Here is a 22555-nt window from a genome sequence, read left to right as displayed (position 1 = left end):
GTATGGCCCGTGGTCATTTTGAACCTCGTGATCCCACACGTCGTCGCCGATCCCCAACATTACAAAATTTTCATGCACCGGAAATGGCGCCGTAATGTGCGCCGCTCTAATCCTCTTGCCCGAGGATGCTTCGCCTGAGCGCATCCCTTCGAAAGAGGAAACGAAATCCATGAATATTGCCCCCAATTCATATTCCCGCACCCGCAAGCGCCTGATGGCGGCCGTCGCTTCCCTGGCCGTCGTCGGCACGGCCGGCGCGGCCATGCTGGCAACCGGCACCGCCCCCGTGCTGGCTGACGCGGTGCGCGTCGAGGCTCCGCAGGTCCCGAGCTTCGCCGACGTGGTCGAGCACGTTTCGCCGGCGGTCGTCAGCGTCAAGGTCAAGGCCAAGGTCCAGCCGACGGCCGATGACGGCTCAGACGATCAGGACGGCTTCGACAATCTGCCCGACAATCCGCAGCTGCGCCGCTTCTTCAAGGAATTCCGCGGCTTCGGCGACCAGGGCGGCCAGTTCGGCATGCGCCGCTTCAACCACCGCAACCACGGCAATGGCGAGCCGCGCCCGGTCGCCCAAGGCTCGGGCTTTTTCATTTCCGAGGACGGCTATCTCGTCACCAACAACCACGTCGTTTCGGAAGGCTCGGACTTCACCGTCGTCACCAATGACGGCAAGGAACTCGACGCCAAGCTGATCGGCACCGATCCGCGCACCGACCTCGCCGTGCTGAAGGTCGATGGCGGCGGCAAGTTCACCTATGTCGACTTCGCCGACGACTCCAAGATCCGCATCGGCGACTGGGTGGTGGCCGTCGGCAATCCGTTCGGCCTCGGCGGCACCGTCACGGCAGGCATCGTCTCGGCCCGCGGCCGCGACATCGGCGCCGGCCCGTATGACGACTTCATCCAGATCGACGCCTCGGTCAACCGCGGCAATTCGGGTGGTCCGACCTTCAATCTCAACGGCCAGGTGATCGGTATCAACACCGCCATCTTCTCGCCGTCGGGCGGTAGCGTCGGCATCGCCTTCGACATTCCCGCCTCGACCGCCAAGCAGGTGGTCGAAGACCTGATGAAGAACGGCTCCGTCCAGCGCGGCTGGCTCGGCGTCGAGATCCAGCCGGTCACCTCCGACATCGCAGAGTCGCTCGGCCTGAAGTCGGAAAAGGGCGCGCTGGTTTCGAGCGCCCAGGATGCCGGTCCCGGCAAGAAGGCCGGCATCGCCGCAGGCGACGTCATCACCCAGGTGGACGGCAAGGATGTCGCCTCGCCGAAGGAACTCGCCCGCGTGATCGGCGCCTATGCGCCGGGCAAGTCGGTCGACGTCACCGTCTGGCGCAACGGCAGGAACGAGACGGTCAAGGTCGATCTGGGCACGTTGCCTTCGAGCGACAAGCAGGCGTCAAACGAAGACAGCAACAAGCAGGCGGCCCCCGCCAAGGCCGACACGCTGGCCGATCTCGGCCTCACCGTCACCAAGTCGGAGAACGGCAAGGGTCTGGTGGTCACCGATGTCGACCCGGACAGCGATGCGGCCGACCGCGGCATCCAGCCCGGCGACGTCATCACCTCGATCAATTCGAATGAGGTGAACACCACCGACGACGTTTCCAAGGCGATGACGGACGCCGCCAAGTCGGGCCGCAAGGCCGTGCTGATGCAGATCACCCGCGACGATGCGAACCGCTTCGTCGCGCTGCCGGTCGGCAAGGGCTGATAGCGCATGACCCGAAAACCGCACGGGTTTTCGGAAGGATCATGCGCCGTTTGAAGTCGAACGACTTTCCCTTGCGGCGGTTTCAACACCCCCGAGCCGCCGCCGGGAAAACATGGGGCCGAGCACGTCAGTCAGTCACCGTGTTTCGCTCCTGGCGGCAGCGGGTTCCCATCACCCGCTGCCGCTTTACCAAGCATGCCGCCCGCAAAGTGGGTGTCGGTCTGGGTTTCACGACATGCGGCTGGCGAACGCAAAGGCGCTAAGTCATGGCTGCCCCTCAATCTTCCTCTGAAATCGCGTATAACGGCTCCATGAAGATTCTCGTCATGGAAGACGATCGCGAGGCGGCGGACTACCTCAAGAAGGCCTTCGCCGAAGCTGGTCACACTGCCCATGTCGCCGGCGACGGCGAGACCGGCTTCGCGCTTGCCGATGCCGGCGACTATGACGTGATGGTGGTCGACCGCTTGATGCCGCGCCGCGACGGCCTGTCGGTGATCGCGGCGCTCCGCTCGCGCGGCAACACCACGCCGGTGCTGATTCTGTCGGCGCTGGGCGAGGTCGACGACCGCGTCACCGGCCTGCGCGCCGGCGGTGACGACTACCTGACCAAGCCCTATGCCTTTTCCGAACTGCTCGCCCGCGTCGAGGTGCTGAACCGTCGCGCCAGTGCGCGCGAAACGGAGACCGTCTACCGCGTGGGTGATCTCGAGCTCGACCGCCTGTCGCATTCGGTCAAGCGCGCCGGGCGCGAGATCACGCTGCAGCCGCGCGAGTTCCGCCTGCTCGAATATCTGATGCGCCATGCCGGCCAGGTGGTGACGCGCACCATGCTGCTCGAGAATGTCTGGGACTATCATTTCGATCCGCAGACCAACGTCATCGACGTTCACGTCTCGCGCCTGCGCGGCAAGATCGAAAAAGGCTTCGACAAGCCGATCCTGCACACGATCCGCGGCGCCGGCTACATGCTGAAAGGCGGGTAAAGCCGATCATGGCTCTTTCCCTGCCGGCCATCATGAGGACGACGGCGGCCCGGCTCTCGGCGCTTTATCTTCTGCTTTTCGCGCTCTGCGCCGTGCTGCTGGTCCTTTACATGACGTCGCTATCGGCGCGCATGCTGACCGCGCAGACCCAGGAGACCATCAACGACGAGGTGCTCGGTCTTGCCAACGCCTATCAGCGCGGTGGGCTGCCGGTGCTGGTGCGCGTGGTCGAGGCCCGCTCCCGCCAGCCCGGCGCCAACCTCTATCTGATCGCCGACGCCAACGGCCAGATCCTGACCGGCAACGTGCAGAGTCTGGAGCCTGGGGTCATCGAGACCGAGGGCTGGACCACCGAGCCCTTTTCCTACCAGCGCTTCGGCGAGGGCGAGCTCGACCGGTTGCGCAGCGGAGACCAGACCGCGCCTTCGACCGGTACGAGCGGCGCGCAATCCGAGGGGGAGAAGGGCCACAACGCCATCGCGCTGGTGCTGAGGTTGCCCAATCAGATGATCATGCTGGTCGGCCGCGACCTCGGCGAGCCCGAGCGCTTCCGCGCCGTCATCAAACGTTCGCTGATGCTGGCGCTGGGCATGATGGGGCTTGGCGGGCTCTTGATCTGGTTCTTCGTCGGGCGCGCGGCGCTGAAGCGTATCGACAGCGTCTCCGATGCAAGCCGCCGCATCATGGGGGGCGACCTCAGCGGACGGCTGCCGGTGACCGGCGCGGGCGACGAATTCGACCGCCTGTCGGAAAACCTCAACACGATGCTTGCCCGCATAGCGATGCTGAACGAGGGGCTGAAGCAGGTCTCCGACAACATCGCCCATGACCTGAAGACGCCGCTGACCAGGCTGCGCAACCGCGCCGAGGCCACACTTGCCGGCAAGCACAAGACGACCGACTACCGCCAGGCGCTGGAGGGCACGATCGCGGAGTCCGACCAGCTCATCAAGACGTTCAACGCCATCCTGATGATCTCGCGGCTGGAGGCCGGCTATTCCTCGGAGACGACCAGCCCGGTCGACCTCGCCGCCACGGTGAGCGACGTCGTCGAGCTCTACGAGCCGGTGGCGGAGGAGGCGGGCGTTGCGCTGGAAACCACGGTGGCGGAGGCCTTCACGATCAACGGCAACCGCGAGCTAGTCGGCCAGGCGCTGTCCAACATCGTCGACAACGCGATCAAATACTCGACCGGCGCCACCGAGAATCCGAAAGTGCGCGTCACGCTGGAACGCGCCGGCGGTGAGATCAAGCTCGCCGTTTCCGACAACGGCCATGGCATTCCCGACGATGCCGACCGCGCGAGGGTCACCGAGCGTTTCGTGCGATTGGAGAAAAGCCGCTCGCAGCCGGGCTCGGGGCTGGGCCTCAGCCTCGCCAAGGCGATCATGACTTTCCACAACGGCAGGCTTGATCTTTTGCCCGCCAATCCCGGATTGTCCGTGGTCATGAGTTTCCCGGCGCGGGAGACGCGTTGATGGCGGCGAGGATGGCAAAGAAGAAGATCGAAACGGAATGGCAACTCCGACCGACGCTGGCGCTTCGCCCGCTGGATGGCGACCACGCCCGGCGGGAATTGTCCGAGATCGCCGATGCCGCCGAGGAAGATGGCCTTGCGCGTCTCGCCGCGTTCCTGGCGGACAAGGGGCCGCAGCAGGATTTGCTCGCCGCGATCTTCGACTTGTCGCCGTTCCTGCGCGACACGGCGCGCCGCCGGCCGGCCGTTCTCGACACGCTGTTCGATCAGACGATCGAAGCGCGGCTCAGCGACATCGGCGAGGCGATCGATCGCGCGGCGCGGGTCGAGAATGTTTCGGAATCGAGCCTGATGATGGCGCTCAGGCAGTTCAAGGCCGAGGCGCATTTCCTGATCGCGCTGGCAGATCTTTCCGGCGAAGCCGAGACGGCGCTGACCGTGCGTCGCCTCAGCGACCTTGCCGATGCCGCAACACGCGCCGCCGTCGATTTCCTACTGCTCGACGCGCATGGGCAGGGCAAGCTCAAGCTGCCTGATCCGAAACACCCCGCGCGCGGCTCGGGCTGGGTCCTGCTCGGCATGGGCAAGCTCGGCGCGCATGAGTTGAACTTCTCCTCCGACATCGATCTCGTCGTCTTCTTCGATCCGGAAGCGCCTGCCGTCATCGATCCGCTTGACGCGACGGAGCTGTTCTCGCGCCTCACCCGCCGGCTCGTGCGCGTCCTGCAGGACCGCACCGAGCACGGCTACGTCTTCCGCACCGATCTGAGGCTCCGGCCGGATCCCGGGTCGACGCCGCTGGCGATCCCGGTCGAGGCGGCGCTGCGCTACTACGAGGCGCGCGGCCAGAACTGGGAGCGCGCCGCCATGATCAAGGCGCGGCCGGTGGCGGGCGACCTTGCCGCGGGCTCGGCCTTCCTCAAGGAATTGCAGCCCTATGTCTGGCGCAAATACATGGACTACGCCGCGATCGCCGACGTCCATTCGATCAAACGCCAGATCCATGCCCACAAGGGACATGGCGAGATCGCGGTGAAGGGCCACAACGTCAAGCTCGGCCGTGGCGGCATCCGCGAAATCGAGTTTTTCGTCCAGACGCAGCAGCTGATTGCCGGTGGCCGCTTTCCGGAATTGCGCGGCCGCGAGACGGTACCGATGCTGGGTGCGCTCGCCGCGCGCGGCTGGATCACCGCCGATGCGCGCGATGCCCTTACGCGACAATACTGGTTCCTGCGCCGTGTCGAGCACGCCATCCAGATGGTGGCCGACGAGCAGACGCATGTCCTGCCTGACGATGACGAGGAATTGGAACGCATAGCGCTGATGCTGGGCTTTGCCGGCGAGGCGGAGTTTGCCAAGGCCTTTCGCGCCTCGCTGCAGCAGGTCGAGCGCCACTATGCGGCGCTATTCGAGACGGCGCCCGAACTGTCGGCGGGCGTCGGCAACCTTGTCTTCACCGGCGATGTCGACGACCCCGACACGCTGCGGACCTTGCATGGCCTCGGCTTCCAGCGCCCGAGCGACATCTGTCGCGTCATTCGCGGCTGGCATTTCGGCCGCTACCGCGTCACCCAATCGGCGGAAGCGCGCGAGCGGCTGACCGAGCTGACGCCGGCGCTGCTCAAGGCCTTCGGCCAGACGCGCCGCGCCGACGAGGCGCTGATCCGCTTCGACGAGTTTCTCGCCGGGCTGCCGGCTGGTATCCAGCTCTTCTCGTTGCTGCAGTCCAATCCGGCGCTGCTCAAGCTGATGGCGACGATCATGGGCGGCGCGCCGCGGCTCGCCGCCATCATCACGCGGCGGCCGCATGTCTTCGACGGCCTGCTCGATCCTGCGCTGCTCACCGAACTGCCGGACCGTGCCTATCTCTCGGCGCGTCTTGCGGCTTTCATCGAGGGCGACCGCGCCTATGAGGATGTGCTCGACCGCCTGCGCATCTTCGCCTCCGAGCAAAAATTCCTGATCGGCGTGCGCCTGCTTGCGGGCTCCATCGATCCCGCTCGGGCGGGCCGCGCCTTCTCCGATCTCGCCGATCTCACCATCGAGGCTGCGCTTCATGCCGTGATCGCAGAGTTCGCGCTGCGCCACGGCAGGATCGCCGGGGCCAGGGTGGCGCTGCTCGGCATGGGCAAACTCGGCAGCCGCGAGCTCACCGCCGGCTCGGATGTCGATCTCATCCTGCTCTACGATCATGATGCCGATGCGGAGGAATCCGACGGCGAGAAGCCGCTGGCGCCATCGCATTACTACACCCGCATGACCCAGCGGCTGATCGCCGCCGTCTCGGCGCCGACGGCCGAAGGCGTGCTTTACGAGCTCGACCTTCGCCTGCGTCCCTCCGGCAACAAGGGGCCGGTCGCCACGCATGTCGACGCCTTCAAGAAATATCAGCGCCAGGACGCCTGGACCTGGGAACATATGGCTCTGGCAAGGGCCCGCGCCATCGGCGGCGATGCCGAGCTCTGCGCCGAGGTCGAGGAGGATGTCGCGGCGGTGCTCGCCCAGCCGCGCGACGGCGCCAAGGTGAAGGCGGAAGCTTCGGAGATGCGGGCGCTGATCGAGAAGGAGAAGCCGCCGCGCGATCTCTGGGACATCAAGCTGATCCCAGGCGGCCTCATCGATCTCGAATTCATCGCCCAGGTCGCCGTCATCACCGGCGCGATCGAACCCGGCCGGCGGGCGACGGCGACGTCGGAAGTGCTGGCGAGGCTGGCCCCCGGTTTCGCGGCGTCCGATGTCCGGCAGGAGCTCTGCGAGGCCTGGCGGCTCTATCTGGCCCTGACCCAGATGATCAGGCTCTGCCTCACCGGAGAGTTTCAGCGCGACGACGTGCCGCCCGGGCTTTCGGATCTGCTTCTGGCGGCCACCGACCTGCCGGATTTCGGGGTGCTCGAAGCACATCTGAAGGAGACGTCGTGCAAGGTCCGCAAGGATTTCGACCTTCTGCTTCGCGCGGGAGCGCCGATTTCGCGAGCTTGAGCGAAATCAGGCCGCAGCCTTTACCGCGGTGGGCGCCTTCTTCAGCGGGATGCGCACCGACACGATGGTGCCGACGCCTTCGGTGGAGCGGATCTTCAGCGCGCCGCCCTGCAATTCGGCCAGCGAGCGCGAGATGGCGAGGCCGAGGCCCGAGCCAGTATGGTTCTTGGAGAACTGGTTCTGCACCTGCTCGAACGGCCGGCCGAGCTTGCTCAGCGCCTGTTTCGGGATGCCGCAGCCGTTGTCCTCGATGGTGAGAACCAGCGCGCCGGACGCGCTACGCGCCCTGACCGTGATCTTGCCGCCCTGTCCGGTGAATTTCACCGCATTGGACAGCAGGTTGATGGCGATCTGCTTGATCGCGCGGCGGTCGGCGTAGAGCCGCATGGAGTCGGCGATGCGAGTCTCCACCGTGATCGACTTTTCCGCCGCCTGCAGCGAGATGACGCGCACCGTCTCCTTGATCAGCGGGCAAAGGTCGATCTCCTCGCGGTCGAGCGAGAACTGGCCGGCCTCGATCTTCGACATGTCGAGTATGTCGTTGATGACGCCGAGCAGATATTTACCGCTGCCGTTGATGTCGCTGGCATATTCCTCGTAGCGCTCGGAGCCGAGCGGCCCGAACAGTCGCTGTTCCATCAGTTCGGAAAAGCCGATGATGGCGTTGAGCGGCGTGCGCAACTCATGCGACATGTTGGCGAGGAATTCGGATTTCGCCCGGTTGGCCGCCTCGGCGCGCTCCGTCTCCTTCATGTATTTGCGGTTGAGCTCGACCAGTTCCTTGGCGCGTTCCTCCTCGGCGCGGCGGGCGAGGCTGAGGTCGTGGATGGTCGCCATCAGGCGCCGTTCGCTGTCGACCAGCTTTTCCTGATGCAGCTTGATCTGGGTGATGTCGGAGCCGACCGAGACGATGCCGCCGTCCCTGGTCCTGAGCTCGTTGACTTGAAGCCAGCGGCCATCCGCCAGTTGCCTTTCAATGGTGATGCCGCCATGCGGCCCATTGGCGTTGGCCAGCCTCCGCTCCGAGGCGAAGGCCAACATGCGCTCCTCCAGCATGTCGCGGGTCGCGCCCGGCACCACGTCGCGGTCCGAGAGCCCGTTGTCCTTCTGGAATTTGGAGTTGCACATGATCAGCCGCTCGGCGGCGTCCCACAGCACGAAGGACTCGTTGATGTTTTCGATCGCGGTCCTGAGCCGCATGTCCGCCGCTTCCGAGCGCAGCGCCAGATGCCGTTGCTCGGTGACGTCGACGGCGATGCCGATCAGCTGGATCTCAGGCGCCTCCGGATCGATCACCTGGGCACGGGCGCGCATCCACACCCACTGCCCATCGGCATGGCGCATGCGGAACACCTGGTCGATATGGTCGATCTCGCGCTCGACGATGCGGTTGGCGAGCTCGAAGAGATCGCCGTCGTCGGGATGGATGATTTCGTCGACCTCGCCGAACGACAGCATCGTATCGCAGGGCTCGTAGCCCAGCATGTCGTACATCGAGCGCGACCAGTACATCTTGCCGCGCACCATGTCCCAGTCCCACAGGCCGCAGCGGCCGCGCACCAGCGCCATGTCGATGCGCTGATGCGCCTCGAGATAGATGCGGTCGGCTGCCTGGGCGCGCGCCGCCTGGCCGAAATAGGCATAGAGGATGACGATCAGCACGCCGGCCGTCAGCACGAACAGCGTGACGTTGAGCGACACCGTCTTGCGCCAACCGTCGAATACCGCCTCCTTGGGCACGAGCACCGCCGCGGCATTCTTGCGGTCGCCCGAGAGGCTGACGGCGGCGAACCAGTCCTTGCCGCCGATACTGACATCCATCACGCCGGCGCGGTCGCCGAACATGAACAGCGGCTGGCCGCCGAGCACGAGGCTGTCCAGCGAGCGTCCCTGCCAGCCGGTCGACAACGGCGATACGGCGATGATCTTGAAGGCGCCGTCGGTGATGGCCAGCACATGGCTGCGGCCCATGGCGCCCTGGCGGCTGGTGTTTTCCAGAAGATCCATGGCATTGGCGCCGGCGGCATTCGGATCCGCCGTGATTGCCTGCGCCATCTGGCCGGCGGCCAGAGCCAGCACCGCCTTGGCGTCGCGCTCGACCTCGTCGCGCTCGTTCATCAGCGACAGGAAGCGGAGGGCTGCGATGACGAGCAGGAAGATGATGATCAGCGCCGGGATCGAGCGGCGCAGCAGCGGCTCCGCCGCCAGCAGCCGCTGATAGGCGGGTTCGGCGATCAGCCGTGCATTGCCGGCAAGCCCGTCGCCCCTTGCTTCGCGACGCGCAAAAGCCTTCCCTCCGGGCGCGCCCCACGCGTCCGTCTTGGCCATAAATGGCACTCCCCGATTTGCCGCATACTTGACGACCCGGCTACGCCGCACGCCCGAATCGTCAGTAAAGAATCAAAGGTGATTCGCCTTGTCCAGAGGCGCGGCCAAAAAAGATTAAAAGTTGATTGAAATTCGTCGCTTTTTCCTTCTCCCCTTGTGGGAGAAGGTGGCCGAGCGAAGCTCGGCCGGATGAGGGGTGCTCCAGGGAACACCGACGTCTCATTCTTTCCAACGCCCCTCGACCGTCTCGGTACTGCGCGCCGATCCACCTTCTGCCACAAGTGGAGAAGGAGAGGGCGTCACGCCAGCGTGCGCTCCACGATGTCGCGCAGATCGGCCGACAGGCCCTCGGCGTTCGCCATCTGCAGCAGCGCCTGCCTCGCCTTGTCCTGTCGGATCGGCTCCAGCGAGCGCCAGGACCGCAGCGCCGTCGCCAGTCTTGCCGCAACTTGCGGATTGCGCTTCTCGACCTCCAGCACGGTATCGGCAAAGAAGCGGTAGCCCTGGCCGTCGGCGCGATGGAAGCCGGTCTGGTTGGCGCTGGAAAAAGTGCCGATCAGCGCGCGCACCCGGTTCGGGTTTGCGATCGAGAAGGCGGGGTGCTGCATTAGGGCACGCACCTTGTCGACGGTGTGCGCTCCGGGCACACCGGCCTGGATCTGGAACCATTTGTCGAGCACCAGCGCGTCGCCGCGATATCTTGCTTCGAAGCTTGCCAGCGCCTCGTCCGCTTCGGGAGAGCCGGCATGGCGGTGCGCCAGCACGGTGAGCGCCGCGGCGCGGTCGGTCATGTTCGTTGCCGCGCCGAAATGCGCGGCAGCAAGTGCCGTGCCCTCGCGCAGCAGCGACAGATAGTCGAGCAGGATGTTGCGCAGCGCCCGCCGCCCGGCGCTCGCGGCGTCGGGCGTGAACGGACCCCTGTCGGCGAGGCTGTCGTAGAGCGCCGAGAAGGTGTCGCGGTTTGCGGCGGCGATTGCCCGCGCCAGCGCGTCGCGGGCGGCGAAGATGGCGTCGGGGTCGATGCCCTTGCCGATGTCGCGGGCGATGTCGGCCTCGCCGGGCAGCGCCAGCGCCAGCGCCCGGTAGGCCGGCTCCAGCGCCTCGTCGCCGGCGATTCTGCCGGCAAGCTCGGCCAGCCTTTCCGCGAAGACCGGCTCCTTGCCGCCAAGCACCTGGCGGAAGGCCGCGATCAGCGCGTCGGTGAGCAGCGTATTGAACGCCTGCCAACGCGAGAAAGAGTCGCTGTCATGGCTGGCGAGGAAGAACAGGTCGTCGGCCTTCTGCTGCACCGAGAGCGTGATCGGCGCCGAGAAGCCGCGGTTGAGCGAGACCGAAGGCCGCTCCGAAACGCCCGAGAAGCGCACCGTGTGCCGCCGCTTGCGAACATGGATGACGCCATTTTCCACGCTGGCGCCGTCGACGGCCGCCCAAGTGACAGGTTTGCCGCTCGCGTCGACCAGGCCGAAGGCCAGCGGAATATGCATCAGCCGCTTGCGGCTTTCCGACGGCGTCGGCGGCACCGATTGTTCGATCTCCAGCGTGAACACCTTGGCCGTCGCATTGTAGGAGGAACTCACCGTCAGGTTCGGCGTGCCGGCCTGGTGGTACCAGAGCGCGAACTGCGCGAGGTCGCGGCCCGAAACGTCCTCGAAGACTTTGAGGAAATCCTCGATGGTTGCAGCCTCTCCGTCATGCCGCTCGAAATAGAGGTCCATGCCGGCGCGGAAGAGTTCGGCACCGAGAATGGTGCGGATCATGCGCACCACTTCCGAGCCTTTCTCGTAGACGGTTGCTGTATAGAAGTTGTTGATCTCGCGGTAGCGGCGCGGCCTCACCGGATGCGCCAGCGGCCCCTGGTCCTCGGGGAACTGGTGCGCGCGCAGCGTGCGCACCTCGGCGATGCGCTTCACCGCGCGCGAACGCTGGTCGGCGGAGAATTCGTGGTCGCGGTAAACGGTCAGCCCTTCCTTCAGGCAGAGCTGGAACCAGTCGCGGCAAGTGATTCTGTTGCCAGTCCAATTGTGGAAATATTCATGCGCGATGATCGCCTCGATATTGGCGAAGTCGGCGTCGGTGGCGGTTTCCTCGTCGGCGAGCACATATTTGTCGTTGAAGATGTTGAGCCCCTTGTTCTCCATCGCGCCCATGTTGAAGTCGGACACGGCGACGATGTTGAACACGTCGAGATCGTATTCGCGGCCGAATGCTTCCTCGTCCCATTTCATCGAGCGCTTCAGCGCGTCCATCGCGTAGCCGGCAAGCCGCTCCTTGCCGGGCTCGACATAGATGCCGAGCTCGACCTCGCGGCCGGACATGGTGGTGAAGCTGCCCGCCACCTTGCCGAGTGCGCCCGCCACCAGCGCGAAGAGATAGGAGGGTTTCGGGAAGGGGTCGTGCCAGACGGCGAAGTGCTTGCCGTCTGCGAGCGTGCCGCTTTCGACAGGGTTGCCGTTGGAAAGCAAAAGCGGCGCCTCGTTGTGTGGCGCCTCCATCCGCACGGTGTAGACGGAGAGAATGTCGGGCCGGTCGAGGAAATAGGTGATGCGGCGGAAGCCCTCTGCCTCGCATTGCGTGCAATAGACGTTGTTGGAGCGATAGAGGCCCATCAGGGCCTCGTTTCTGGACGGCGCGATCTCGGTCTCGAGGCGAAGCTCGAAGCGCCGCGCCGCCGGCGGCGTCGGAATGGTCAACAGGTCAGGCGTCGCCTGGTACTGTGCCGGCGCGAGCGCGTGCCCGTCGACGGCAACGCTGATCAGCGTCAGCCCGTCGCCGTCGAGCACCAGCGGCGCGGAAGCGGCCACGCCTTCGCGCCGCTCGATGGTCAGCACGGCGGTGACGCGGGTCGCATCCGGTGACAGGCTAAAATCGAGACTGGTCCGCGGAATGAGATAATCGCTGGGGCGGTAGTCTTCGAGCTTGAAGACATGGCCGGTATCGGTGCGCATTCCGTTGGTTTTCCTGTCGATTTCCGGGCGGACAGCGTCTGTTGCTGGCCTAAGAATTTTGAAGTCCGCGCTCTTTACACGAAACAGTCACTCGACAAAACTGCGGAGGGGTCTATTTCTGGGCTTCGTTTCCGACCATCGTCACGAGGCAAGATGACCGTCGATCACGCCGTCGGCCACGACACGCTGCGCGGCATTGCGCTGAAGATCGTCTCAGTGGCGGTGTTCGTCGGCATGCAGACCTGTATCAAGGCGGCCGGCGAGGTGCCCGCCGGGCAGATCGTCTTCTTCCGCTCCTTCTTCGCCATCTTCCCGATCGTCGGCTTCCTGGCGTTCAAGGGGCAGCTGGCCACAGCCTTCGCCACGAAGCGGCCGTTCAACCACATCGCGCGCGGCGTCGTCGGCGTCGGCGCCATGGGCCTTGGCTTCTTCGCGCTGACCAGGCTGCCGCTGCCGGAGGCGATCACGCTGAACTATGCCCAGCCGCTGCTGGTGGTGGTGTTCTCCTCGGTCTTCCTCGGCGAGACGATCCGTGTCTATCGCTGGAGCGCGGTTATCGTCGGTCTCGTCGGCGTGCTTATCATCTCCTGGCCGGAGCTGACGCTCTTGAATTCCGACGAGGCGCTCGACGACCAGGAAGTGCTGGGCGTCATGGCGGCGCTGATCGCCGCGGCGATCTCGGCTGTGGCGATGCTTCTGGTGCGCAACCTCGTGCAGACCGAAAAGACGGCGACCATCGTGCTGTGGTTCTCCTCGACCGCGAGCGTGCTGGCGCTGTTCACTCTGCCTTTCGGCTGGCAGGCGCTGACGCCGATGCAAGCCGCGCTCCTTGTCATAGGCGGCTTCTGCGGCGGGCTCGGCCAGATCCTGATGACGGCCGCCTACCGCCACGCCGAGGCCTCTGTCGTGGCGCCCTTCGAATACACCTCGATGATCCTCGGCGTCGCGGTCGGCTATTTCGTCTTCGGCGATGTGACGTCGCTCAACACGTTGATTGGCGGCGTGATCGTGGTGGCCGCCGGCATCTTCATCATCTGGCGCGAACGGCAACTCGGGCTCGAGCGCACGCGCACCCGGAGGGCTGCGCCGCCGCAGGGGTGATCTGTTTAAAAAAGAACGCCGCAAAGGCCGAGTTCCGTCCTGCCGAACGTCTGAAAGCAGCGTCCAACTGAGACGCCTACGTCGCCCGCTCTTTCGCCAGCCGCACCAGCGTCATCCGCGTCTGCTCGTCGGCCGGGAAGAAGGATTCGATCGCCAGTTCCGACAGCGTGACGTCGAGCGGCGTGCCGAACACGGTGATCGTGCTGATGAAAGAGAGCACCTGATCGCCATGCGCGAGCCTGAGCGGATGCACGATGCCGCTCGGCTCGACCGGCGCCGGTCTGCTGCTCTTCAGCCCCGACGGATAGGCGCGCAACTCCTGCTCCAGCTCGATCAGCACCGGATCGCCGGTGGCGTCGTTCTGATGCTTGAGGCGCTCGAGCAGATGCGCCCGCCATTCGGCAAGATTGACGATGCGCGGCGCCACGCCGCCCGGATGCAGGCTGAGCCTCAGCACATTGACCGGCGGTTTGAGCAGCGACGGCTCGGAAATATCGGCCAGGAACGGGCCGATCGCCGCGTTGGCGGAAACAAGGTTCCAGTGCCGATCGACAGCCAGCGCCGGGAAGGGTTCGTGGCCTCGAAGCACCGTCTCGACCGCGGCCATCGCCGGTGCCAGCGTCGCATCGGTTAGTGGCCTTTCGCTGAAGCTCGGCGCGAAGCCGGCCGCCAGCAAAAGCTGGTTGCGTTGGCGCAGCGGGATCGCAAGCTGCTTGGCCAGATGCAGCACCATCTCGCGCGAAGGCTGGGCGCGGCCGCTCTCGACGAAGGAAAGATGCCGCTGCGAGATATCGGCTTCCATAGCGAGGTCGAGCTGGCTCATGCGCCGGCGCGTGCGCCATTCGCGAATGAGGCTGCCGGCTGAGGTTTCGGATGTGGTCATGGGGGATGTCTAGGGCGGAGAGAGATGCGTTTCAATTACCTGGGAGGTTATGGCTCCCCTTCTCCCCTTATGGGAGAAGGTTTCGCCGAAGGCGACGGATGAGGCGTGCTGGACGGAGTGAGGCGGCGGATATTTGGTACCAATACCTTGGTGACGAAAGCCATCGCCAAGCTGGAACACCCCTCATCCGTCTTGTCGCTTCGCGACAATCCACCTTCTCCCCTAAGGGGAGAAGGGGAGCTTTACCCCAACGCCCTCAGCTTCGCCTTCACCTCCAGAAAATCCCGCCATGCTAGCTTCTTGTGCGCCGGCGTTCGAAGCAGATAGGCCGGATGCAGCGTCGGCATCGCCGGAATGGCGACGCCCGACGCAGTCGTATGGACGCGCCAGTTACCGCGCAGCCTGAGAATCCCCTCCGTGGTATTGAGCAGCGTCTTGGCGGAAGGCCCGCCGAGATTGATCAGCACTTTTGGATTGACCAGCTCGATCTGCCTTTCGATGAATGGGCGGCAGATCTCCGTTTCGTGCGGCGTCGGCGTGCGGTTGCCTGGCGGCCGCCACGGGATGACGTTGGCGATATAGGCCGATGTCCGGTCGAGGCCGATCGCCGCCAGCATCCGATCGAGCAGCCGGCCCGAGCGACCGACGAAGGGCAGACCTTCAAGGTCCTCGTCGCGGCCCGGCGCTTCGCCGACCAGCATCAGGTCGGCATTCGGATTACCGTCGGCGAAGACCAGGTTCTTGGCGGTGAATTTGAGGTTGCAGCCGTCGAAGGCAGCCATGTGCTGGCGCAGCTCATCCAGCGTCGAGGCGCTCGCCGCGAGTTGCCGCGCGAGCAAAGCCTGCGCCTCGTCGGGCACCGCGGCGGTGGCGGGCATCGGGCGAGCCGGCGCGTCCGGTATCCCGCTCGCATCCAGTCCGGGCGAAGGCGCCGGTCGCGCCGACGCCCTGCCTGCGTCGAGACTTGGCTCGGCAGCCCCTCTTTCTTGAGGCCTTTTTTCACGGATGGGCGCGACCGGCGCCGGCGCGCGCTCGGCCTGCTTGGGCCGGGCCTCGGCGAACCGGTTGACGGGCGCGTCTTCGAGCGCCTCGTCGACGCCGGCGCTGGCATAGAAGGCCAGCAGCTCGGCAATATCGATCGGCTTGTTGGGGGAAGCGGCAGTCATGGCGCCACCATTGTCCGCGAGGCGACGATTTGCAACCTTCACCCCGTCGGAATGCGCGGATCCTGCACCAGGAAAAACGTCCAGCGCGGCGTGTAGTCGGTGATCAGGAAATCGAAGGTCGCCGTCTTCAGCGGATCGACCTTGCCGTTCTTGAACAAGAGCCGGTCATAGGGTTCGAACTGGCGGTCGCAATCGGCGAAGTTGCTCGACCAGATATTGTCGGGCGTCTTGTTGCGCTGGTCGAAGGAGAGACCGTCGCCGAACACGCTTGGCTGGTCGAGGATTTCCTGCAGCTCGAACTGGAACTCGACCCAGGGGAGCGCGCTGTTGTTGAGCACGTCGATGCGCATGTACATGATGCCATTGGCGACGTCTCCGGCCTTGCCGAAGGCTTCGATCGGCCTGGTCGCGCGGATGGTCAGCGTCACCGGTGTCGCCGAATTCAGTTCCTCGGTGACGATCAGCGGGTCCTCCTTGGTGCCGATACCCGAGACGCCGGTGATGCGGAAGCCGCCGAGCTCGTCGGAAAAGGAGTAGGCGCCGGTTGCCCAGACTTTCTGCGGATCGGCTTGCGCCGGAGCGATTAGGAAGAGGAGCGAAAGAACCGCGCGGCAGAGCACGCCGGGCGTGAAGAGTAAGCGCTTCAATGGAAAGCCGGATGGCTTGGGAGTGCGCATGGGGTCAAGTATTGCCGATAAGCAAGCCGCCAAACAATTAAAAACGTGCCGGACGGGCTTGGCCTTCCAACTGAATGGCCCTGGCCTATGCTTCGCCATGGCTTATTCGAGGCTGTTTCGTATGGAAAACCGCGACTTTTTGTCGAAATCGGCGTTGTCACGATAGCAGCGGTTTCGCGTCGCGAATTGATGCGCTATGCAGCGCGTGAGCCAGCAAAAATGCAAGAATATGGCAAGCCAGTGAGGGGTCGATGAGCGATATCGAACGCGAAAGCATGGAATTCGACGTGGTGATCGTCGGCGCCGGTCCGGCCGGCCTTGCCGCGGCTATCCGTTTGAAGCAGCTCAATCCCGATCTTTCCGTCGTCGTGCTGGAAAAAGGCGGCGAGGTCGGCGCCCACATTTTGTCCGGCGCCGTCGTCGATCCGATCGGCATCGACCGCCTTTTGCCTGGGTGGCGCGAGGAGGAAGGGCACCCGTTCAAGACGCCGGTGACCGACGATCATTTCCTGGTGCTCGGTCCCGCCGGCTCGTTCCGCCTGCCCAATTTCCTGATGCCGCCGCTGATGAACAATCACGGCAACTACATCGTCTCGCTCGGTAATGTCTGCCGCTGGCTGGCGACCAAGGCCGAGGCGCTCGGCGTCGAGATCTATCCGGGTTTCGCCGCGGCCAGCCTCGTCTATAACGAGACCGGCGCCGTCACCGGCGTCATCACCGGCGACATGGGCGTCGAGAAGGACGGCACGCACGGCCCTACCTACGCCGCCGGCATGGCGCTGATGGGCAAATATGTGCTAATCGGCGAGGGCGCGCGCGGCTCTTTAGCCAAGCAGCTGATCGCCAAATACAAACTTTCCGAAGGCCGCGAACCCGGCAAATACGGCATCGGCCTCAAGGAACTCTGGCAGGTCAAGCCGGAGAACCACAAGGCGGGGCTGGTGCAGCATTCGTTCGGCTGGCCGCTCGACATGAAGACCGGCGGCGGCTCTTTCCTCTACCATCTCGAAGACAACCAGGTGGCGGTCGGCTTCGTCGTCCACCTGAACTACAAGAATCCCTGGCTCTCACCCTTCGAGGAATTCCAGCGCTTCAAGACGCATCCGGCGATCAAAGGCACGTTCGAAGGCGCCAAGCGGATCGGCTATGGCGCCCGCGCCATCACCGAAGGCGGCTGGCAGTCTGTGCCGAAGCTCTCGTTCCCCGGCGGCGTGCTGATGGGCTGCGCGGCCGGCTTCGTCAACGTGCCGCGCATCAAGGGTTCGCACAATGCGGTGCTGTCCGGCATGCTCGCGGCCGAGTATGTTGCCGAGGCGATCGGCGCCGGCCGTGCCAATGACGAGTTGACCTCCTACGAAGCGGCTTGGCGTGGCAGCGACATCGGCAAGGACCTGAAGAAGGTTCGCAACGTCAAGCCGTTGTGGTCACGCTTCGGCACCATCGTCGGCGTCGGCATCGGCGGTCTCGACATGTGGCTGAACACGCTCTTCGGCTTCTCGCCTTTCGGCACGCTGAAGCACGGGAAGGCCGACTACGCCACGCTCGAACCCGCCTCCAAGCATCAGAAGATCGCTTATCCCAAGCCGGATGGCGTCTTGACCTTCGACCGGCTCTCCTCGGTGTTTTTGTCCAACACCAATCACGAGGAAAACGAACCGGTGCACTTGATCGTCGGCGACGCGGCGCTGCAGCAGCGCTCCGAGCACGACGTCTTCGCCGGTCCTTCGACCCGCTACTGCCCGGCCGGCGTCTATGAATGGGTGGACAAGGACGGCAACGCCGCCGCTGATCCGTCCGCCAAGGACGTGCGCTTCGTCATCAACGCGCAGAACTGCGTCCACTGCAAGACCTGCGATATCAAGGACCCGAACCAGAACATCAACTGGGTGCCGCCACAAGGCGGAGAGGGGCCCGTCTATCAGGGTATGTAGAAGGGCAATTGCCAACGGCTTTTCGCTGCCCCTGACCCATACCTCTTCGGTGGCGCCGCCGCCGGCGGCGCCTGCCTGCGAATAGGTTGCGGCATCGCAACCTCAAGGCTGTTGAAACCACCGCCTGCTTGTGTTTCCTTTTCCTGAAGATAGGGAGAACGACCATGCGGCTGGCGGTTCTGACATGCCTTGTCGCCCTCGGCGCGCTGTCGGCGCCGCAGGCTTCGGCCGGCACCAGGGTGCTGGTCCAGACGCGCACCTACGACATTGCCGGCAATTCCGGCGCGGCGCTCATCGAGGCCATGGACAGCAAAGGCCCCAAGCACGGCTTCATGACGCATGCCATCGCCCAGACCGCCTACACCGCCGACTGGGAGCTGGGCGTCATCCCGGACAAGGGCTCGTGCCGGCTCAAGCAGGCAAACGGCACGCTCAATCTCTTCTACACCTTTCCGCGCGTCGCCTCGGCGACGCCGGCGCTGAAGAAGCGATGGACCCGGTTTTTCGCCGGTGTGCGCGCCCACGAGGAAACCCACGGCCGCATCGCCAGGGAAATGATGCGCGTCACCGAGCGGTCGATCACCGGCCTCAAGGTCGCGGACGATCCCTATTGCTACAAGACGCGCCGCGAGGCACGCCAGCGCATCCAGGCCGCCTATGCCGAATACGAGGCCAAGCAGAATGCCTTCGATGCCCGCGAGCACCGCGAGGGCGGTCATGTCGAGCATCTGGTCGCGGCTTTGATCAAGCCTTAGCGGCGCGTTGCGAAACAGTTGACGCTGGCAGGGCAGCGGGGGGGCGCGAAGGAATGCGACACTAGACTAACTGCCCGTCTTGCCAAGTTGTGCGTTTGCCGCCAGCGCCGATTCATGCTCGTCCTCTGGCGCTCTGTCGTCGGGCCGCAGTGAGAACTCGACCAGCACCGGCAAGTGGTCCGAGCCGTCATCCTCCAGCCGCGTCGCCGAATGGATCGTCACTCCGCCCTTGCTGAACACCTGGTCGATCGGCAGGCCGGCGAAGCGTCGCACGAAGTCCGGCAGCTTCCCGTGGATCCAGGTTGGCCCGGCCGAAGGCATCACGGTCAATCCGCCGAGCGAGGCGACGCGCCGCACCGCCGCGCTCCACGGCACGGCGTTGCAGTCGCCGGCCATGATGGCGGTTTCGCCGAGCGCGGCAAGCGGCTCCGCCAGCTCGCCGATCTGCCAATACTGCTCGCGCGGCCAGGGCCAGCTCAGATGGATCGCGGCGACGTCGACGCCGGTGCCGCCGAAATCGATCGTTGCGGTCGCCATCGCGCCACGCGGTTCGCAGTGCGGCGCAGTGCCGGCGGCAAAGGGCCGCCGCGACAGCAGTGCGACGCCGAATACGCCGTTCGGATAAGCGCAAAGGATGCGGTAGGGATAGGCGCTGGTGATATAGCCGAGCTCTCTCGCCCACATTTCCGACACCTCGTCGAGGGTGATCACATCCGGCTTGGTACGGCCGATCAGCGACAATACTTTTTTCGGCGTCGGATTGTCGAAGCGCAAATTCATCTGGAGCAGGGTGTAGACAATCCGGTCGGCGGGCTTGGCGACCGCTTGCTGCGGCCACAGCCTGGGCAGCGCGCTCGCTGTCGTGGCTAAGCTGGCAATGGCAAAGAGCACCGCCGCTGCCGCCTGAAGCCGGTAGGAGCTGGCGAGCAGCAGCAGAGCGAGCAGCAACGTCAAGATGCTCAGATGAATACGGAAATGCGAGAAGGAATCGAACGCGGGATGCAGCGCGCCGAGGAATCCGACCAGCAGCGCGGCCGAGAGTGCCATCATCGCCAGGAATGCCACCCCAGCCGTCATGTTCGAGCGCGCGCCGCCTGTCGTCATATCAGTCGTGGTCTGCCGAATGCCGCCTGCAATCTGTTCGGCCTGCTTATCGGCCAAATTGCGGCCTGAGCAGGTGACGGATTGCCTCTGCTACTGGAAGGCCGTCTCGGAAAAGCTTCTCAGCTTGCGCGAATGCAGCCGCTCCATCGGCATTTCGGCCAGCTTCTCCATCGCCTTGATGCCGATGGTGAGATGCTGCGCCACCTGCCGCTTGTAGAATTCCGTCGCCATGCCTGGCAGCTTCAACTCGCCATGCAGCGGCTTGTCGGAGACGCATAACAGCGTCCCGTAAGGCACGCGGAAGCGGAAGCCGTTGGCCGCGATCGTCGCCGATTCCATGTCGAGCGCGATGGCGCGCGACTGCGACAGGCGCTGCACCGGTCCGCGCTGGTCGCGCAGTTCCCAGTTACGGTTGTCGATGGTGGCGACGGTGCCGGTGCGCATGATGCGCTTCAGATCGTAGCCGGAAAGTCCCGTGACTTCGGCCACCGCTTCCTGCAGCGCCACCTGGATTTCGGCCAGCGGCGGGATCGGCACCCAGACCGGCAGATCGTCGTCCAGCACATGGTCCTCGCGCACATAGGCATGCGCCAGCACATAGTCGCCCAGCGCCTGCGTGTTGCGCAGGCCGGCGCAGTGGCCGAGCATCACCCAGGCATGCGGCCGAAGCACCGCGATATGGTCGGTGATGGTCTTGGCGTTGGAGGGGCCGACGCCGATATTGACCATGGTGATGCCGCCATGGCTCGGCTTCTTCAGGTGATAGGCCGGCATTTGCGGCAGGCGCTGCGGCGGCGTGCCTTCGCCTGGCGCGTTATCCCCGGCTTTCGTCACCACATTGCCCGGCTCGACGAACTCGCTGTAGCCGCCACCGCCCGTCTCCATCAAGTCTCGGGCGCGGGCGACGAACTCGTCGATGTAGAACTGGTAGTTGGTGAACAGCACGAAATTCTGGAAATGCTGTGGGCTGGTCGCCGTGTAATGCGTCATGCGGTGCAGCGAATAGTCGATGCGCTGCGCGGTGAACGGCGCCAGCGGCCTTGGCTCGCCGAACGCCACCTCGAAGGTGCCGTTGGCGATCTGGTCGTCGGTGCCGTCGAGGTCCGGCACGTCGAACAGGTCGCGGATCGGCCGCTTGATGCGCTCGGCAGCCGTGCCATCGACATAGGTGCCTTCCAGGAAGGCGAAATGCAGCGGGATCGGCGTGGTCGATTCCGATACCGTCACCTGGACGCCGTGATTGCGCATGATGAGCCGAAGCTGCTCGATGAGATAGTTCTCGAACAGCTTCGGCTGGGTGATGGTGGTGGCAAAATGCCCGGGCGTCGGCATATGGCCGTAGGCCTGGCGCGAGTCGATCTGGGAGAACGAGGTCGTGGTGACGCCGATCTGCGGATAGAAGGCCCTGTAGCGCTTGCTCTCGTCGCCGCCGGCGGCGAGCTTGGCGAAGGAATCGCGCAGGAATTTGGTGTTGCGGTCGTAGAGCGCCTCCAGTGCCGCGACCGCCTTCTTGGCGTCGTCGAAACTTTGCCTGCCGAAAGGCTCCGGCATCACGACCGATTCAATGGCTTGGGGGTAGATTCGCTTTTCCATGGCCCAATATAGGGATTTGGAAGAGAGCTTGGGAGGGGGAGGCAGGCGCGAAGTCTGCCCTGCGACGTATTTTTCTTCGACCGTGTCAGCCGCGCTGCAGGCTTTGGCTATGTGACTACCGGAAGCGCAGGGGCGGGGCGTTCGCAGGCCGCCATCTCCTGAAGATCACCGCGCCTTACCCGCGCTGCAAGCTGATCAGCAGCACGAAGCCGATGCCTGCCTTCTTCGGCGTCGGCGCCTCGATGACCGAACCGGCGTCGGCGCGCATCATCGGCACCGCCAGCACGGGAGCGGCAAGCAGCACCAGGATGAGCATCGCCCGCGGCAGGAGCCGAAGAGCCTTGAGGGTGGAGGTGGCGATGCGGTCCATGGTGGTCGTTCCGGTTTCGAGTATTGGTCGCCTCAGCGGTCGAAATGGTTCACGCAGTCCAGTCGGCAGGTGTCGGCCATTCCCGATGAGCGGCCCGGACGGCCGGCTTCGGCCACAAGGATGGCGAAGGACATGCCGAACAGGCTCATCAGTAGGCAGACGATGGTGAAGCGGCGGACAAGCATTGGTCTCTCCTTCAATGGCGAGGAGAATGCCCGCATGCCTCTGAACCGGTTCTGAGACCGGTATTCATCTACCGTTCAAATTGATTGATGGGCGTCCTGGGCTGGCCAGGCGCGCGAGCTGTCTTGCCCGGCGACGTGCGCGGAGACGGCGCTCAAAAAGAAACGGGGCCTGGCAGGCCCCGTCAGACTGCTGACGAACCCCGTCGATTTTCGGCGGGGTTTTGTTTTATGTGATTGAAGAGTTTGAGAAGTTCGTGTCAGGAGATTTTGACAGGAGGCGTTTAGCCTCATGCGAGGGCTGGTTTGGGCTTCGGCCAGAGGCTGATAGCGATCTTTTTCATGTTCTGGGCGGCGGCTGCGA

17 protein-coding genes are annotated in these 22555 nt (G+C 64.7%); 7 read left to right on the top strand and 10 right to left on the bottom strand.

Annotation, left to right across the window (positions count from 1 at the left end; genetic code table 11):
* Positions 1–169: 169 nt before the first annotated feature.
* The 4 genes from P9236_RS02785 to P9236_RS02770 all read left to right on the top strand — a co-directional run bounded on the left by P9236_RS02785 (position 170) and on the right by P9236_RS02770 (position 7156).
* A complete protein-coding gene (locus P9236_RS02785; RefSeq protein WP_278073076.1) occupies positions 170–1714 on the top strand; it encodes a Do family serine endopeptidase in 1545 nt (514 codons plus the stop codon).
* 311 nt (positions 1715–2025) lie between these two features.
* Positions 2026–2700, top strand: a complete 675-nt coding sequence (locus P9236_RS02780; RefSeq protein WP_278073075.1) for a response regulator transcription factor — start codon at positions 2026–2028, stop codon at positions 2698–2700.
* Positions 2701–2708: 8 nt separating this feature from the next.
* Positions 2709–4178 (top strand): HAMP domain-containing sensor histidine kinase, encoded by a 1470-nt coding sequence (locus P9236_RS02775; RefSeq protein WP_278073074.1) that lies wholly within the window; start codon positions 2709–2711, stop codon positions 4176–4178.
* Positions 4178–7156, top strand: coding sequence for a bifunctional [glutamine synthetase] adenylyltransferase/[glutamine synthetase]-adenylyl-L-tyrosine phosphorylase (locus P9236_RS02770; protein ID WP_278073073.1), 2979 nt, complete (start codon positions 4178–4180; stop codon positions 7154–7156). The genes P9236_RS02775 and P9236_RS02770 overlap by 1 nt, the downstream gene beginning before the upstream one ends.
* A gap of 6 nt (positions 7157–7162) precedes the next feature.
* Here the strand turns inward: P9236_RS02770 and P9236_RS02765 are convergent, their stop codons facing one another.
* Positions 7163–9484, bottom strand: a complete 2322-nt coding sequence (locus P9236_RS02765; RefSeq protein ID WP_278073072.1) for a PAS domain-containing sensor histidine kinase — start codon at positions 9482–9484, stop codon at positions 7163–7165.
* Between the two features lie 299 nt (positions 9485–9783).
* The gene (pepN, locus tag P9236_RS02760) at positions 9784–12429 is read right to left on the bottom strand and encodes an aminopeptidase N (protein WP_278073071.1); all 2646 of its coding nucleotides are present in this window, start codon (positions 12427–12429) and stop codon (positions 9784–9786) included.
* Positions 12430–12582: 153 nt separating this feature from the next.
* Between pepN and P9236_RS02755 the strand changes: the two genes are divergently transcribed.
* Positions 12583–13530, top strand: a complete 948-nt coding sequence (locus P9236_RS02755; RefSeq protein WP_278073070.1) for a DMT family transporter — start codon at positions 12583–12585, stop codon at positions 13528–13530.
* 76 nt (positions 13531–13606) lie between these two features.
* Here P9236_RS02755 and P9236_RS02750 read toward each other — a convergent pair whose 3' ends face one another.
* From P9236_RS02750 to P9236_RS02740, 3 genes are all read right to left on the bottom strand, one after another.
* Positions 13607–14413, bottom strand: coding sequence for a helix-turn-helix transcriptional regulator (locus P9236_RS02750; protein ID WP_278073069.1), 807 nt, complete (start codon positions 14411–14413; stop codon positions 13607–13609).
* A gap of 242 nt (positions 14414–14655) precedes the next feature.
* Positions 14656–15579 (bottom strand): uracil-DNA glycosylase family protein, encoded by a 924-nt coding sequence (locus P9236_RS02745; RefSeq protein ID WP_278073068.1) that lies wholly within the window; start codon positions 15577–15579, stop codon positions 14656–14658.
* A 38-nt stretch (positions 15580–15617) separates the two neighbouring features.
* On the bottom strand, positions 15618–16256 hold the full coding sequence (locus P9236_RS02740; protein ID WP_278073067.1) for a hypothetical protein: 639 nt from the start codon (positions 16254–16256) through the stop codon (positions 15618–15620).
* 251 nt (positions 16257–16507) lie between these two features.
* Here P9236_RS02740 and P9236_RS02735 point away from each other — a divergent pair, with 251 nt between their 5' ends.
* Together P9236_RS02735 and P9236_RS02730 are read left to right on the top strand one after the other, a co-directional pair.
* Positions 16508–18187 (top strand): electron transfer flavoprotein-ubiquinone oxidoreductase, encoded by a 1680-nt coding sequence (locus tag P9236_RS02735; RefSeq protein ID WP_278073066.1) that lies wholly within the window; start codon positions 16508–16510, stop codon positions 18185–18187.
* Between the two features lie 164 nt (positions 18188–18351).
* On the top strand, positions 18352–18942 hold the full coding sequence (locus P9236_RS02730; RefSeq protein WP_278073065.1) for a DUF922 domain-containing protein: 591 nt from the start codon (positions 18352–18354) through the stop codon (positions 18940–18942).
* Positions 18943–19008: 66 nt separating this feature from the next.
* Here P9236_RS02730 and P9236_RS02725 read toward each other — a convergent pair whose 3' ends face one another.
* The 5 genes from P9236_RS02725 to P9236_RS02705 form a co-directional block, all read right to left on the bottom strand.
* A complete protein-coding gene (locus P9236_RS02725; RefSeq protein WP_278073525.1) occupies positions 19009–20019 on the bottom strand; it encodes an endonuclease/exonuclease/phosphatase family protein in 1011 nt (336 codons plus the stop codon).
* 117 nt (positions 20020–20136) lie between these two features.
* The gene (locus tag P9236_RS02720; RefSeq protein ID WP_278073064.1) at positions 20137–21597 is read right to left on the bottom strand and encodes an AMP nucleosidase; all 1461 of its coding nucleotides are present in this window, start codon (positions 21595–21597) and stop codon (positions 20137–20139) included.
* A 217-nt stretch (positions 21598–21814) separates the two neighbouring features.
* A complete protein-coding gene (locus P9236_RS02715; RefSeq protein ID WP_278073063.1) occupies positions 21815–22009 on the bottom strand; it encodes a hypothetical protein in 195 nt (64 codons plus the stop codon).
* Positions 22010–22041: 32 nt separating this feature from the next.
* A complete protein-coding gene (locus P9236_RS02710; RefSeq protein WP_278073062.1) occupies positions 22042–22194 on the bottom strand; it encodes a hypothetical protein in 153 nt (50 codons plus the stop codon).
* A 75-nt stretch (positions 22195–22269) separates the two neighbouring features.
* Positions 22270–22555, bottom strand: a 286-nt coding sequence (locus tag P9236_RS02705; protein ID WP_278073061.1) for a hypothetical protein, incomplete at its 5' end; no start/stop codon positions are given.

Origin of the sequence: Mesorhizobium sp. WSM4884 (genome assembly GCF_029625675.1) — a bacterium.
GTDB lineage: Bacteria > Pseudomonadota > Alphaproteobacteria > Rhizobiales > Rhizobiaceae > Mesorhizobium.
This window is presented reverse-complemented; position numbering and strand designations above follow the sequence as displayed.